Genomic DNA, 14,811 nt, shown 5'->3' with positions numbered 1-14,811 from the left:
GAGGGGACAGGTAGCGAACTAATCGCTACCTTCCTACTCAATTTAAATGTTATCTGCTTTTTATCTTTTGGCGGTTATATAACCATTGAATGAAATAGGTTGTCTGTTGGTACTTGTAACAGTCAGCGAAGCATAGCCGCTTTCAGTGATGCTCAGGGCCATTTGCCGCGGGTCCTGTACATCTTTGGGCGTTATCATAATATCCCAGCCGCCTTTCTTTCTATCGGCCATTGTATATTGAAAATTGGTACTGGTAAACTGCAGCGGTCCCTGCGTTGGGTTCATAGGTGCTGAATAGGCACGACCGAAATAGGGGAGGTCGCTTACAATGGTGTCTTTGGTTATCCGCAGATCATAATCAGTAGTCAATTGCCGTGATATGCCTGTTGTGGGCAGGGCGGTTTGTGCTTTAAAAACGAAGTTCTTTCCTTCGACCAGGCTTTTTATCTGAGCCTCTTTATCTGCTTTTTTATTTTGGGCTGAAACTGTTGCCGGTAATGCGACTATGGTCACGAGCAGCAACAGCAGGGTTGTTTTAAAAAGGTTCGTTGTATTTTTCATATAACATCGTTTACGTTGTATATTATAAACGATGGGGCCGTATTATTTGTTTGTTAAAATTAAAGGGTTGGTCACCTTCCAAAAAGGGGCTCACCCTTTAAGGCGGTTCTTAAGCATTCTGATCTCGTTCTGCATTTGTTCTATACGTTGCAGCAGGTTGGCGATGGCGTCGATGCCGGCCAGATTGATATCCAGTTCATAATGCAGCCGCATAAACTGTTCCAGTTGCGGCAATTGTTCCATATGAACAAACCGGGTTTCTTCGATAGTGGTTATTTCAATCAATCCGTATTCGTGCAGCGATTGAATGAACCCTATTTCAATATCGTGCGATGTACAAAAGTCAGTGGCCGGTATCAGTTGTTCGTTCGACATTGCAGGGTAATTTATGCGTTTGATGATTTTGCAAGGACAGCCAGCTCATTGAACAGTTCTTTTTCTTTTTCAGATAAACGGGTCGGCAGTTTAATCTGCCAGGTTATGTACAGATCGCCATGCTGGCCTTCGTGTTTATAAACGGGAAATCCCTTTCCTTTCAGGCGAATGGTGCTGTTGTTTGGGGTTAAAGGTTTTATCTGGAGTTTAACTTTGCCGTCGAGTGTGTCTATCGTTGTTTCTCCGCCCAATACAGCCGTGTACAAATCAAGGTCGACAGTTGTGTGCAAATCGCTTCCGGTGCGTTTAAAACGCGTATTATTGATGATGGTGAATGTTATGTACAAATCGCCGTTTGGTCCGCCGTTTATGCCGGGGCTGCCATAGTCTTTTAATTTTATTTTCTGGCCGTCTTCAATGCCTGCGGGCACGTTGATGCGAACATTTTTGCCATTTATAGTAAATGTTTGCTGATGGGTTTTTGCGGCGTCTGTAAGCTGTATCTGCAACTCGGCATTGTAATCTTCGCCCCTGAACTTCACGTTGCTGCTGCGGCTGCGGCCTGTACGTGCGCCGCCAAACAGCGATTCAAAGAAATCGGAAAAATCGCCATCGCCAAAATCGCCGGTAAAAAATTCCTCACGTCCCTGATTGGGGGCACGCTGGTGTTGCTGCCGGGCCTGTTCAAATTGTTCGGCATGCTGCCAGTCTTTACCGTACTGGTCGTATTTTTTTCGTTTTTCAGTATCGCTCAGCACTTCATTGGCTTCGTTGATCTGCTGAAACTTTTTATGGGCATCTTTGTCGTTGGGGTTCAGATCGGGATGATACTTACGCGCTAATTTGCGATAGGCTTTTTTGATATCGTCGGTGGAGGCATTTTTATCAACCCCCAGAATTTTGTAATAATCGATAAAGTCCATGGTGGTATGATTTCTCATAATGTAAGTTAAAGAGAAATTCAATGGTAGAAATATCGAATATCGAATGTCCAATGAAAAATTTTGAAGTTGTTTTTATTTCAACATTCTACATTTAATATTCAACATTCGATATTTATAACTTTAAATAAAACTCCGCACCACCAGGCCTATCATTATTGATAAAGAGAAGCTCATGAGGGTGCCTATAAGAATGTATTCGGCTTCTTTGCGGGCTTCGTGCCCTTTGATATCGTTGAAGCGTAATATTGATTTGGCGGCAATTAAAAAACCGATACCTTCAAAATGACTGGTGATCACAAACGTGAATACCAGTATGCGTTCAAAAATTCCGATCCATTTACCGGCTTCGTTTAAACTGATGGATGAACGCACATTGCCTTCTTCGGCTTCGCGCCGCCAGCGCTGGGTGGCGCCTGCCAGCAATAACGATAACGGAAAGGTAACCAGCAGATAGCCCGATGCTATTGCCCAGGCAGCCTGACTATGCAAAAGGGTGATCCAGTTGCCCGAGACCCAGTTTTTGGGGGCCACAAAAACGCACCAAAGAATAAATAATATAAGTATATGTAAAACCTGGTCAACGATAAAGTACACCACTTTGTCGGTCTGGTTCAGTTTCCACAAATCAATGATGAAGTGGGTGAGCATTACCAGCAGGGGAATGATCCAAAGGTTCCAGGAGGAAACGAACAGGTAAACCAGTACGCCATGTATTATGCAATGCAGGTACAATACCCACGACCGGCCTTTGAGTCGTTGCTTGTGGCGTACCATGGCACGCGTTTGCAATATGAAATCTCCCAACAGGTGTGCGAATATCCATTGAAATAAGGTTACCATAGTAATATGCTTAAAGCTAAACGCTTAACGCCCAACGCTTAATACGTAAATTGCTTAACGCTAAACGCTTAATGCGTAACGCCTAACGCATAACCCATAATGCGTTTACGCCTTAGCTATTCGCGTTTTGGGTCAGGCGTTAAGCGTTCAGCGTTATGCGTTCAGCGTTAAATATATTAAACCATTGGTATAACCGATTCAAAGCGGGTACAAATTTTATGCACAACCGGCCATCCCGCAGCCTGCAGACGATAGTATACCGCCGGTTGTTTAATTTTTAATTTTGCAGCTATCGCTTCCTGGGTAAGGTCCTGCAATTGCAGATAAACCGCTTCGGCCTGCTGGGTCGACCAGCGCTGAATCAAAAAGTTTAATGATGCGCTGTGTACCTGCCATTCATTGGTAAAATCATCGTCGGGGCCGGCAATGCTTATTACTTCTCCGCTTTTGGTAAGGGCATCGAGCCAGGGGCCTGATGCCTGAAAAGCCGATCCGTCGGAGGTGATCACCTGCCGGGTTTTATAACTGATTTCACCAACTCCCATGGCCAGCCGTATTTTAAAATTGTTCTTTATTAAATAACTATGAAATAATAAAACGAGGCGTAACCCTGCCAGCCGGTTGGTGGTAAGCAAGGTTTGTATACTGTCGCCACGGTATTGCTGTACCTGCAGATCGGGCCATTGTTTAATGGCCTGTTCAAAAAAAGCATCCAGCAACTGCTGCAATTTTTTTCGTGCCGCTGTTTTCAATGCCGATGAACCGATCACATCTCCGCTGATAACTACTGCTTTCTGTGCTTTATCCATACCCCGTGATTTATACAAATATAAGCTTATGGGCTTATATTATCAAATTATAAGTTTATAGGCTTATATTATATGTTTATAAGGTTTTTGGCTTATAATATAATTTAGTGCCGTTAGGCGCAATATGTCGGTAGAAAAATCATTAAGGTTTTTATCGTTTCGCCTTGCTTCGCCGAAGCTTCGCAAAGGCGCGGTAGGGGCGAAACATGGAGGGTACACAACAGATGGTTTCGTCCCTACGGGACGTTTCATTTTTTAAAATGTTTCTACCAATATTCTGTCCCTGGCGGGTCAAAGCAGCCAGTATGCCAGTAATTTCCTGGTATAAAAAAACAAACCTTGCCGGCTGGCAGGGACGGCAATCGTGAATCGGCAAACGGCAATCGGCAATCAGCAATTGTGAACGGCAATCTGGAAATGGCAAACTGTACGGCAAACGGCAAACGTGAATAGGCAATAAAAAAGCCGCGCCTCAGATTTAACCGGGGCACGGCCTGTTATTTTTACGTTTTACGGCTCACGTTTCACGCGTTTTCACGTTTCACCGTTTTCACGTTTCACGTTTGCCGTTTCACGCGATATTAATACCTGTAATGCTCTGGCTTGAACGGCCCTTCTTTGGGAATACCCAGGTAAGAAGCCTGTTCTGTTGATAGCTCATCGAGTATCACGCCAATCTTTTTCAGGTGTAAGCGGGCAACTTTTTCATCGAGGTGCTTGGGCAGAACATATACTTTGTTCTCGTAGTTTTTGTGGTTGGTCCACAATTCAAGCTGCGCCAGCGTTTGATTGGTGAATGAGTTACTCATTACAAAGCTGGGGTGCCCTGTAGCGCAACCGAGGTTCACCAGGCGGCCTTCGGCCAGCAAAATGATCTCTTTGCCGTCGATGTTGTATAAATCAACCTGAGGTTTAATAGTGTCCTTGGTGTTACCATAGTTGCTATTCAACCAGGCTACATCAATTTCAATATCAAAGTGGCCGATGTTACAAACAATGGCCTTATCTTTCATGGCGCGGAAATGCTTTTCGGTGATCAGATCGCGGCAGCCTGAAGCGGTAACAATAATGTCAGCTTCCTGTACGGCATCAACCATCTTTTTCACTTCGAAACCGTCCATAGCAGCCTGTAAAGCGCAGATAGGATCAATTTCGGTAACAATCACGCGGCAACCTGCTCCGGCCAGTGATGCGGCAGAACCTTTACCCACATCGCCATAACCACCAACCACAGCTACTTTACCGGCCAGCATTACATCGGTAGCGCGGCGAATGGCATCTACCAGACTTTCTTTACAACCGTATTTGTTATCGAATTTCGATTTGGTCACTGAGTCGTTAACGTTAAAGGCAGGGATCGGTAAAGTACCTTTTGCCATTCTTTCGTACAGGCGATGAACACCGGTAGTGGTTTCTTCACTCAGTCCGCGTATATGTTGTACCAGTTCGGGATATTTGTCGAATACTATGTTGGTAAGATCGCCACCATCATCGAGGATCATGTTCAGCGGACGATCGGCGCTACCAAAAAACAGGGTTTGTTCAATGCACCAGTCTGCCTCTTCGATCGTTTGGCCCTTCCATGCATACACACCGATACCGGCAGCGGCAATAGCAGCAGCGGCATGGTCCTGGGTAGAGAAGATATTGCAAGAGCTCCATTTCACTTCTGCACCTAAAGCAACCAGTGTTTCAATAAGAACAGCGGTTTGAATGGTCATATGCAAACAACCGGCAACACGGGCGCCTTTTAATGGTTGTGAAGGTCCGTATTCAGCACGTAACGCCATCAATCCCGGCATTTCTGCTTCGGCAAGGCGAATTTCTTTACGACCCCATTCTGCAAGGCTGATATCTTTTACCTTATAAGGAAGGGAAAAGTCAATGTTTTTGGTGAGAGTAGACATATTAACTGATTGAGTGTTTATTTTCGGCGGCAAATCTACTGTAATTGTCCTAATTAGCCAATAAGCCCCGGTAATTGAGCGAATTGGCTAATTAGCCAGTTTACGGATGGAAAAGGGGAGTGGTGCAACGTTATTAACAAAATGACTGTCAGGCTAAAATGAAATAACCACGGATTGTGCATTGTCCATGGTTATTTCACGCCTTTCTTTTATTTGCATTTTAATCCCGACCAGGGTCGGGATTTTTTTATACTATTATTTGACTACACCATCTTTTTTGGTAAGATCGGCTACAGTTTTCTTTTCGAGTATTCGCAAATTGGCATCACGTACCAGCACCATCATATCGTGCAATCCGCATTGCTTTTCGTCGCAGTTTTTACATCGTTCATAAAAGTATAAACTTACACAGGGCAGCATGGCAATCGGTCCGTCGATTAAACGAACAATTTTTGCCAGCGGAATTTCTTTAGGGGGCATTTTAAAGAAATAACCGCCGCCTTTTCCCTTTTTACTTTCCAGTATTCCCGCTTTCTTCAACTCAAGCAAAATGTTTTCGAGAAACTTCAGGGGTATCCGTTTCTTTTTCGATATCTCTGCTATAAGAATAGGTTCATTGTCCTTTTTATCGGCCATATACATAAGGGCTTTAAAGGCATATTGCGCTTTCTTTGATAACATGCGGTATTCAATTTAAAGCGCGAAATGTATAATTTTTTTTTGAATAGTCAATAAAGTTAGTTGACAAGTTGAGGTCAGTTAACAAGTTTACAAGTTAACAGGTTAACTTGTAAACTTGTTAACCTGTCAACTTGTGAACTTTACACCAGCTTATGTTCGTAAGCGTACTTAATAAGCCCTATAACACTATTCGTTTTTGTTTTGCGGAAGATGTTTTTACGATGGGTTTCTACCGTTCGTTCGCTGATAAACAACCGTTCGGCAATTTGTTTATTGCTGTATTCCTGCTCTATGAGCCTGATGATTTCCAGCTCCCGGTCGGTTAAATGGGTTTCATGCGGCTCCAGCTTCCTGAAGCGTACATGGGCTTCGGGCACAGCCTTTACCACAACCTTTTCGTTTGAATAAATACCCTCAACAATTTGTTCGAGGGCATTGGTTAATGCCTGTTTATCAGTGCTTTTTAAAACATACCCCGATAAGGTGCCTTCCTCGATCATGGTGTTTACGATGTTATGATGCCCTTTTTCGAACAGCGCCACCATTTTTACAGCGGGGAAAAGCTCTTTTACTTTATTGGCCAGCTCGTGGCCGTTACGGTACAGCATGGCAATGTCGGCAAATAGAATGTCAACGGCTGTGCAGGCCATCTGGCGCAATAGTTCCTGTGGGTTTGTAGTGATGATTACCGCTTTAAAATATTCGTGTTTATGCAAAATTGAAAGTAATCCCTCAATCACGGTTTCATGATCGTCTGCAATGGCCATGCGTATTTTTTTTCGTTTCATGTTTGGCAGGTTAAATCTTTGATCAGGTTAAAGTTTTAGATCCAACAAAGATTAAAGGGTGCAAATCAATTGGTTTTCAGGGGCAGTACCGGAATACGCCACTGTGTTGTAAACTGTTACTAATCAATAGACCAAACCTTTCAGCCCAGGTAAAACGGATGTGGAATTTTTATTTGAGCAGTTTGTTTAATGTTGGGGGGACGGCAGGCTTTTTTAACAGGTATGTGATTCGACCCGGTAAATGGCACAATAGAAGACAAGATACAGCAAAGATAAGCCCGTCTGTAACAGTTCATGCAGCAGTAGTTTGGTAATTCGTAGTAAAATTTACTTAATTACCCGACAACTAAGAACTTTTGTTACAAATATTGAGGTATATCAAAATGTTTTTAAGTAAGCAGCTTTTTAGGAAGCCCAGGGGCGCCAGCGCCCCACATGCAGTTGCGCTAAGAGTTTAAAGGAGAAAAGGAGAAAAAAGAGCTTTTGATTAATAAAGCGTATCTCTTTTATTCTCTTTCTACTCTTATATCCTCTTAGCCTAAAAAAAGTCCCGCAGAGCGGGACTAAAAGAGTATAAAAAAGAATTTAAAACAGCTTTTACAAACCAAGCACATCGCTCATGTTGTAAATGCCTTTTTTATTGTGCAGAAATTCGGCGGCCAGTACGGCGCCGGTAGCAAATCCTTTGCGGGTATGGGCTGTGTGTTTGATTTCTATATCGTCAATGGCCGAAGAATACGTAGTAATATGGGTGCCGGGAGCAGGATCAATACGCTGGCTGAGGATCACCAGGTCGCCGGCTTTACTGCTGGGCTGATTCACCCAATGCTGCTTTTGAGGATTGAGGTTCAGAATATCTTCGGCCAGTGTAATGGCGGTGCCGCTGGGGGCATCTCTTTTTTGGGTATGATGTATTTCGGTAAGCGATACATTGTATTCGCTGTGGGGGGCCATCAGTTCGGCCAGCCTTTTATTAATGGCAAAGAAAATATTTACACCTACACTAAAATTACTGGCGTATAACAAAGCGCCGTTTTGCGCCGTGCAATGTTTTTTCGCTTCATCAAAGCGTTGCAGCCAGCCGGTTGAACCGCTTACAACGGGTACGCCGGCATCCAAACATTTTATTACATTGTCGAATGCTGCTTCGGGGCCGCTGAACTCAATAGCTACATCGGCTTTTTGTATATTTTCGATGGTATTATCTTCGGTATTGTCGATCGATATTTTTAATACTATTACATGGCCACGCTCAAGGGCAATTTCTTCAATAGCATGACCCATTTTTCCATATCCGATTAATGCAATTTTCATCATTCGAAGTTAGTAATAAGTTATAAGTAATAAGTTTTGATAAGTAGTAGTTGAAAGTTTTAGTAATAAGTGATAATTCGGTGGCCCAAATCTTATAACTTATTACATACTACTTAAAACTGAACAAAAGGCTTACGCCAATGGCCTGATTGCTGAGGATGGCCGGTTTTACCTTCATACTTAAATTATCGTTTACGTTAAAACCTTTCAGGTGGGCATCAACTGTGGCATCAACAACGTTCAATCCCCAAAACAACAACATGAACAGGATTGAATAATCCATGTCTTTCCTGAACTCGTTGCGGTAATTCAGCAGTGAGGTTGTTTTGAGGCCTTCTACCAGCGGTACCAGGGCAGAGTTTACTTTAGAAAGGCTGTCGCTCCAGCCCGATCCGCCATTGCCATTTTCGGCTACAGATAAGGCATAGCGGGTGCGGTTGTACCATTTTTTGTTATAAAAAAATGTATACACCGGAATACCGATGGCTGCATATACGATGGGAACTTTCCAGTATTTTTTGTTGTAGATCTGTCCAAGCCCTGGCATTATGGCTGAGTACAGAGAGGCCTTCCGCGGATTAAAAACTGGTTTACCGGCAGTATCTTTTTTCTTTTTTTCCTGCTTAACGGTTGAACCAGCTATTATTTTTCCGGTGGTATCTTTTACAATGAGGCTGTCTTTTTGCTGTGCCAAAGCCAGCATGGGAACAATCAGGATAATCGCAATAACAACAAAAGCTTTCTTCATGCAGGCGAACTTAAGCCGAGACACCGATCTGATCTAAGATCTTATTCAGTTCCTGAATTGAATAATACTCAATCGAAATATTTCCGTGCCCGTTTTTATTATGAGTTAATCTGACTTTCGTACTGAAATGAGTTGCTAAGTTATCTTCAATTTTTTTGTAAGCTGGTGGTAAAGAGCTTTTTACCGATTCTTTAACAGCGCCGGGGCCGCTCTTATACATTTTTCTAACAAGATCTTCTGTTTGGCGAACCGATAAACTGCGGCTTCTGATCTCATTAAAAATAAATAATTGTTTATCCACTGTATCTACATTGATCAGGGCACGGGCATGTCCCATGCTGATATCGCTTTTTCGTACTGCTACCTGTATATCCGGCGGCAATTTCAGTAAGCGTATATAGTTGGCAACTGTACTTCTTTCTTTGCCCATCCGTTCTGCTACCTGTTCCTGCGTGTAGTTCAGTTCTTCCATCATACGTTTATAGCTCAACGCTATTTCAACCGCATTCAGGTCTTCGCGTTGCAGGTTTTCGAGCAGGGCCAGTTCAAGCAGCTCCTGGTCATTGGCCTGGCGTATATAAGCCGGAACATCGACCAACCCGGCAATTTTCGAAGCGCGCCAGCGGCGTTCGCCCGATATAAGCCGGTACTTACCGCTCTGCATTTTTGAAACGGTAATGGGCTGAACGATATCGTGCAGTTTGATAGATGAAGCGAGTTCATTCAAAGCCTGCTCGTCGAAATCGTGACGGGGCTGGCGCGGATTGGCTTCTATCTGATCAATAGGAATACGCATGATAGAAGTTACTGCTTCGGCAACACCTTTTTTCAGGTCGCCAGTGGCGTTTTTCAGGTCAGAATCGATATTCTGCAACAGGGAACGGATTCCCTTACCAAGCGCGTCTTTATTTTGTTTAGGGTTGGTCATTGATTGTATATGGTTTATTGTTTTCGTTCAGGATGTCAACAGGCAGGCTGCCAACGCCTCATTAATTATTCTAAGATCCGCTCCTCCTGCTTAATTTTCGTCATATCATTCTTTTGCAGGATTTCTTTGGCCAGGTTCAGATAGTTGACAGCGCCTTTACTTTGACCATCATACAGGATAACCGGTTTCCCTACACTTGGTGCTTCGCTGATGCGGGCATTGCGATGAATGATGGTATCGAACACCATTTCGTCGAAGTGTTTGCGCACTTCATTTACAACCTGGTTACACAGGCGCAGACGGCCGTCGTACATTGTCATTAATATACCTTCTATAGCAAGCTCAGGATTTAAACGGCTTTGTACGATCTTAATTGTGTTTAATAATTTGCCCAATCCCTCAAGGGCAAAGAATTCGGCCTGCACGGGCACCATCACCGAATCGGCGGCTGTAAGGGCATTCACCGTAATTAACCCAAGCGAAGGCGAACAGTCGATGATCACAAAGTCGTAATCGGCCCTCACCGGCTCAAGTATAGTTTTTAATACACTTTCGCGGTTGGGGTAGTTGATCATTTCTATTTCGGCGCCCACGAGGTCGATATGCGATGGAATGATATCGAGGTTGGGAATATCCGACTTCAGTATCACATCTTTACCTGGGGTACCATTTACCATGCAATCGTACAGGCTCTGCTGAACATTGTGCAAATCAAAACCCACACCGCTGGTGCTGTTCGCCTGCGGATCGGCATCTACCAATAAGGTTCTGAATTCCAGAACGGCCAGGCTGGCCGCCAGGTTAATGGCGGAAGTAGTTTTTCCAACTCCCCCTTTTTGATTGGCAACTCCAATTACTCGGGCCATAGTGTTAATTACATTCTGCCTGTTGTGCCTTGAGAGCAGCAGGACAGGGTGTTTGGATTTTGTTTAAATGGGTTCACGTAAATCTGCTCGGAAGATGATATCACCAACACGGAAAATACGCATCGTTGAGCTGCTTTTAACCGGTTTTTTACCATCCCTTCTGTGAATTTCGGTGACAATATACTTATTTACCGCATTCAATACAGCCCGTAAAGCCGATAGTGAATAAAATTGTATTACTTCTTTTATACTCCGATAATAAAAAACATCCCCCTGCAACAGGAGGATGCCATTATATGGAAACGCAAAATTATTACATTAGATTTATTATCAGCATTTAATGCTTTATTATTTTAAAGGAAGACCTGTTTGATGGTTTAATTGTTCAATGGCCTGATGGTTAGCAGCCTGATTTTCAGAATTGTTGACTATTTTTCAGTCATTTCAGGTTTCGGGTTCCCGACAATCAAACAATTCAGCCATCGAGCCATCTATTCGGGTTCCTGACAATCAAACCATGAAACCATCAAACAATTATAATGAAACCGTTTGTGCAATATTCAGTAGTTGCAATGAACAACCTGCATCGGCAAATGCTTTGCGGGCCTTTTCGTGATCGATTTTAATAAAACCGAAGGTATCGTAGTGAACGCCGATGATGTTGGTGCATTTGATCATGGCTGCAGCCTGAACCGCATCAGCAACATCCATGGTAAAGTTGTTGCCAATGGGTAAAATAGCAAAGTTCAGCTTTGCCCATAGGGGAATCAATTGCATATCGAGGGTGAGGGCCGTATCGCCGCTGTAATAAAAGTTGCCTTCCTCCGTGTAAACGATAAATCCAAACGGACTACCACCATAGGAACCGTCGGGCAAACCCGAAGAGTGCTGCGCCACCACGCATTTCACAGCAAATGGTCCAAAGTTCCATTTGCCACCGGTATTCATGGGGTGAACTTTGCTGATCTGTTGTTTGCCCAACCATTCATAAATTTCCCAGCTGCAAACGACGGTGGCGCCGGTACGGGTCGCAATGCGTGCGCAATCTAAAATATGATCGGCATGACCGTGCGAAACCAGTATATAATCGGCCTCTATGGCATCTATATCAACCACTTTATTTGCCAGATCATTGCCGGTAATAAAGGGATCGAATAACAGTTTTGTACCTTTGACCTCAACTAAAAAGCAGGAATGACCGAAGTAAGTAAATTTCATAGTAATAAGTTATAAGTAATAAGTTGTAAGATCCGCTTGCGGCAAACATACAACATTGAGCTAATTTCCTGGTTATACAAACAACTTATTACTTAATACTTAAAACTTATAACTTGTTTTAATTACAATGAACGAAAAATATACCATCATCTCCGGTACCAACCGTACCGGTAGCAATACAGAAAAAATAGCAAGGCATTATCAGCAGATATTAAAATCAAAAGGCATAACTCCTGAATTTATTACCCTCGAAGGATGGAAATACATCGATAAAACGCCTGAGTATGTACAGCTCGAAAACGATATATTAACACCTACCGATAAATTCATTTTTATTTCTCCCGAATACAATGGCAGCATTCCCGGCGTGCTGAAGCTTATGTTCGACATTTCGGATTATAAAAAAGTATGGTGGGGCAAAAAAGCGTTGCTTACCGGTGTGGCCACCGGGCGGGGCGGTAATCTGCGCGGACTGGAACATTTAACAAGTATTTTGCACTATCTGCGTGTAATAGTTCATCCCAATAAATTACCAATTTCTTCGGTCGACAAAATGCTTACTGTTGACGGAACCATTCATGATGCCTATACGTTGCGTGCCATAGAATCACAGATTTCGGAATTTATACAATTTTAGTGTTAGCTGTTCGTCTTATCTGAAAACGGAAGTCTGAAGTCTGAAGTCTGAAATCTGAAGTCCGATGCGCCTGCTATACAAGTTGAAGAGTTTGTATAGGAGGAGGGGCGGTATTAGTCGGCATTTTTAAAATTGAGGTTCTTCTGACTTCTGACGGCCGACTTCCGACTTCGGCTAGCCAGGGGCACCATGCTCCACTATTAGCACTAAATATTACTAATAAGAAACTATGCGTAACTCAGGATTTTTCTTTTTTATTTTGGGATTGATGGCGCTGCTGGATATCTATATCTTTCAGGCTATACAGGTTATATTACCCTCTTCGGCCAAAGTAAGGCTGGCCATAATAATTACTTATTGGGTTTTATCGGCCGCTGCAATTATCATCTTTCTGTTTATGGCTTATGGCAATACAGGATCGTGGCCCCGCTGGTTATACACCTACTCGAGAGCCATGGTTTTAGGATTGTTTTTTTCGAAACTGGTCGCCTCGTTATTTTTTGCCGTTGACGACATTCGCCGGGGCGGCACCTGGATCATTGCCAAACTGATTCGCACACCGCCGCCCGAAATCACACAAGGCGGAAATGGTATCAGTCGTTCGGTTTTTCTGAGCTGGCTGGGGCTGGCTGTAGGAGGTGGCATTTTCGGCACTCTTATATATGGTTTTGGTAACAAATACCGCTACCAGGTGAACCGCCTGAAAATGACGTTCAACAACCTGCCGCAGGCGTTCAAAGGCATGCGCATTGTGCATATTTCCGACATCCATTCGGGCAGTTTTATGGATAAGGAAGCCGTTGCAAAGGGTGTAAAAAAGATATTGAAAGAAAAGCCCGATCTTATTTTATTTACCGGCGATCTTGTAAACGACCGCGCCATCGAAATGACCGATTATATTGAGGTGTTCAGCAAGCTGCAGGCGCCATTGGGCGTATATTCTACCTTAGGTAACCACGATTATGGCGACTATGTAAAGTGGGACAGCATCGAAGCCAAAAAAGAGAACCTTGAGCAACTAAAAGGCGTGCACAAACAATTGGGTTGGCGCCTGCTGATGAATGAACATGTGGTGCTTGAAAAAGGCCATGAAAAGATTGCCCTGCTGGGCATCGAAAACTGGAGCGCAAAAGGCAATTTTGGCCGCTACGGAAAAATGCATGAAGCCTATCCCGGATCAGAAAAATATCCTTTCAAAATACTCATGAGCCACGATCCCAGCCACTGGGATGCCGAAGTACGCACAAAATATTCCGATATCGACTTAACGCTGTCGGGGCATACGCATGGAATGCAGTTTGGGGTTGAGTTGCCGGGCTTCAGGTGGAGCCCTGTTCAGTACATGTATAAACAATGGGCTGGTTTGTATGAAACCGAAAGCCAAAAGCTGTACGTGAACCGCGGTTATGGTTTTCTCGGCTATCCCGGCCGTGTAGGCATTTTGCCGGAGATTACGTTGATTGAGTTAAGCTAAACAAGGCACAATGCTGAACGCACAACGCTGAACGCTTAACGCACAATGCTGAACGCTTAACGCAGCTTAATGCACAACGCCGAACGCTTAATGCTAAACGCCAGGGGATAAGCCTTAAGCGTTTTGCATTAAGCGTTCAGCATTAATAAAGCCGGTTTTTTAAGGGCCGCATTCAGTTGAATGCCGGTTCTGTTTCCATAATCAGGCCTTAACCAGGCCGGTACGAAATAACTTTCCCATTTACAACGGGTGATACGGATTACAACAACAGGTTACGGATCTAAACGATTTTGAGGATTACGGGTTTGTAAAAGGGTGGGGAAAGTTAAGTGGGCCGGCTTAAGAATATTCCTCCCGGTTAGGGTTAAAAAGAGGAACGCCTTTTTACGATTTATGAACCTTCGTAATTATTAACCGGCCCCGCTTGCTACATTAAATCAGGCCTTAACCATGAACTCATTTAGGGTTATAATGCCAGGGGCATTTTCTACGGTAAAGGGATTAGGGATTGCTCTACGGTGTTAGGGATTAGAGAAAAAACTATATATAATAAATTGGTTTCGGGTTATTTTCATAGGTCAGGTACTTGTGGGTTTCTTTCGTATTGACCACACAAAAATACGCTGCTAAAACCCCCTTGCGGGTTTAGATTCGGTGAAACCGGATAATGTATAGCCGAATGAGCCGGTTTGGACGGTGAGCTTCCGGGCACCGGTTCCCT

15 protein-coding genes are annotated in these 14,811 nt (G+C 43.6%); 2 read left to right on the top strand and 13 right to left on the bottom strand.

Annotated features, from left to right (window positions below; translation table 11 throughout):
- Window positions 1-60 precede the first annotated feature (60 nt).
- From AC59IL_RS38535 to AC59IL_RS38475, 13 genes are all read right to left on the bottom strand, one after another.
- Entirely contained in the window at window positions 61-561 is a 501-nt protein-coding gene (locus AC59IL_RS38535) for a DUF4251 domain-containing protein (RefSeq protein WP_496557591.1), read from the bottom strand.
- A 90-nt stretch (window positions 562-651) separates the two neighbouring features.
- Window positions 652-936 carry a chaperone modulator CbpM gene (locus AC59IL_RS38530; RefSeq protein ID WP_496557590.1) on the bottom strand — a complete coding sequence of 95 codons (285 nt, stop codon included), beginning with the start codon at window positions 934-936 and terminating at the stop codon, window positions 652-654.
- Between the two features lie 11 nt (window positions 937-947).
- Window positions 948-1,877 (bottom strand): DnaJ C-terminal domain-containing protein, encoded by a 930-nt coding sequence (locus AC59IL_RS38525; RefSeq protein WP_496557589.1) that lies wholly within the window; start codon window positions 1,875-1,877, stop codon window positions 948-950.
- A 123-nt stretch (window positions 1,878-2,000) separates the two neighbouring features.
- A complete protein-coding gene (locus AC59IL_RS38520) occupies window positions 2,001-2,720 on the bottom strand; it encodes a DUF3307 domain-containing protein (protein WP_496557588.1) in 720 nt (239 codons plus the stop codon).
- Window positions 2,721-2,896: 176 nt separating this feature from the next.
- Complete coding sequence (locus AC59IL_RS38515; RefSeq protein ID WP_496557587.1) at window positions 2,897-3,529, bottom strand: hypothetical protein; 633 nt, start codon at window positions 3,527-3,529, stop codon at window positions 2,897-2,899.
- Between the two features lie 581 nt (window positions 3,530-4,110).
- A complete protein-coding gene (ahcY, locus tag AC59IL_RS38510) occupies window positions 4,111-5,436 on the bottom strand; it encodes an adenosylhomocysteinase (RefSeq protein WP_496557586.1) in 1,326 nt (441 codons plus the stop codon).
- A 255-nt stretch (window positions 5,437-5,691) separates the two neighbouring features.
- Window positions 5,692-6,117, bottom strand: a complete 426-nt coding sequence (locus AC59IL_RS38505) for an RrF2 family transcriptional regulator (protein WP_496557585.1) — start codon at window positions 6,115-6,117, stop codon at window positions 5,692-5,694.
- A 140-nt stretch (window positions 6,118-6,257) separates the two neighbouring features.
- Window positions 6,258-6,905: a response regulator transcription factor gene (locus AC59IL_RS38500; protein ID WP_496557584.1), complete on the bottom strand. Its 648-nt coding sequence runs from the start codon at window positions 6,903-6,905 to the stop codon at window positions 6,258-6,260.
- Window positions 6,906-7,502: 597 nt separating this feature from the next.
- Window positions 7,503-8,219 (bottom strand): 4-hydroxy-tetrahydrodipicolinate reductase, encoded by a 717-nt coding sequence (gene dapB, locus AC59IL_RS38495; RefSeq protein ID WP_496557583.1) that lies wholly within the window; start codon window positions 8,217-8,219, stop codon window positions 7,503-7,505.
- Between the two features lie 109 nt (window positions 8,220-8,328).
- Window positions 8,329-8,967, bottom strand: a complete 639-nt coding sequence (locus AC59IL_RS38490) for a DUF5683 domain-containing protein (protein ID WP_496557582.1) — start codon at window positions 8,965-8,967, stop codon at window positions 8,329-8,331.
- Between the two features lie 10 nt (window positions 8,968-8,977).
- Window positions 8,978-9,895, bottom strand: a complete 918-nt coding sequence (locus AC59IL_RS38485) for a ParB/RepB/Spo0J family partition protein (protein WP_496557581.1) — start codon at window positions 9,893-9,895, stop codon at window positions 8,978-8,980.
- 65 nt (window positions 9,896-9,960) lie between these two features.
- Window positions 9,961-10,761 (bottom strand): ParA family protein, encoded by an 801-nt coding sequence (locus AC59IL_RS38480; protein ID WP_496557580.1) that lies wholly within the window; start codon window positions 10,759-10,761, stop codon window positions 9,961-9,963.
- A 534-nt stretch (window positions 10,762-11,295) separates the two neighbouring features.
- Complete coding sequence (locus tag AC59IL_RS38475; protein ID WP_496557579.1) at window positions 11,296-11,979, bottom strand: metal-dependent hydrolase; 684 nt, start codon at window positions 11,977-11,979, stop codon at window positions 11,296-11,298.
- 127 nt (window positions 11,980-12,106) lie between these two features.
- On the opposite strand from AC59IL_RS38475, the gene AC59IL_RS38470 reads away from it, so the two are divergent.
- Both AC59IL_RS38470 and AC59IL_RS38465 read left to right on the top strand, forming a co-directional pair.
- Window positions 12,107-12,616 carry an NADPH-dependent FMN reductase gene (locus tag AC59IL_RS38470; protein WP_496557578.1) on the top strand — a complete coding sequence of 170 codons (510 nt, stop codon included), beginning with the start codon at window positions 12,107-12,109 and terminating at the stop codon, window positions 12,614-12,616.
- A gap of 229 nt (window positions 12,617-12,845) precedes the next feature.
- Complete coding sequence (locus AC59IL_RS38465) at window positions 12,846-14,090, top strand: metallophosphoesterase (RefSeq protein ID WP_496557577.1); 1,245 nt, start codon at window positions 12,846-12,848, stop codon at window positions 14,088-14,090.
- Window positions 14,091-14,811 lie beyond the last annotated feature (721 nt).

This window comes from Niastella sp. sgz303648 (assembly GCF_059587045.1).
The sequence above is the reverse complement of the archived record's forward strand: the minus strand, read 5'-3'. Positions and strand labels throughout refer to the sequence as shown.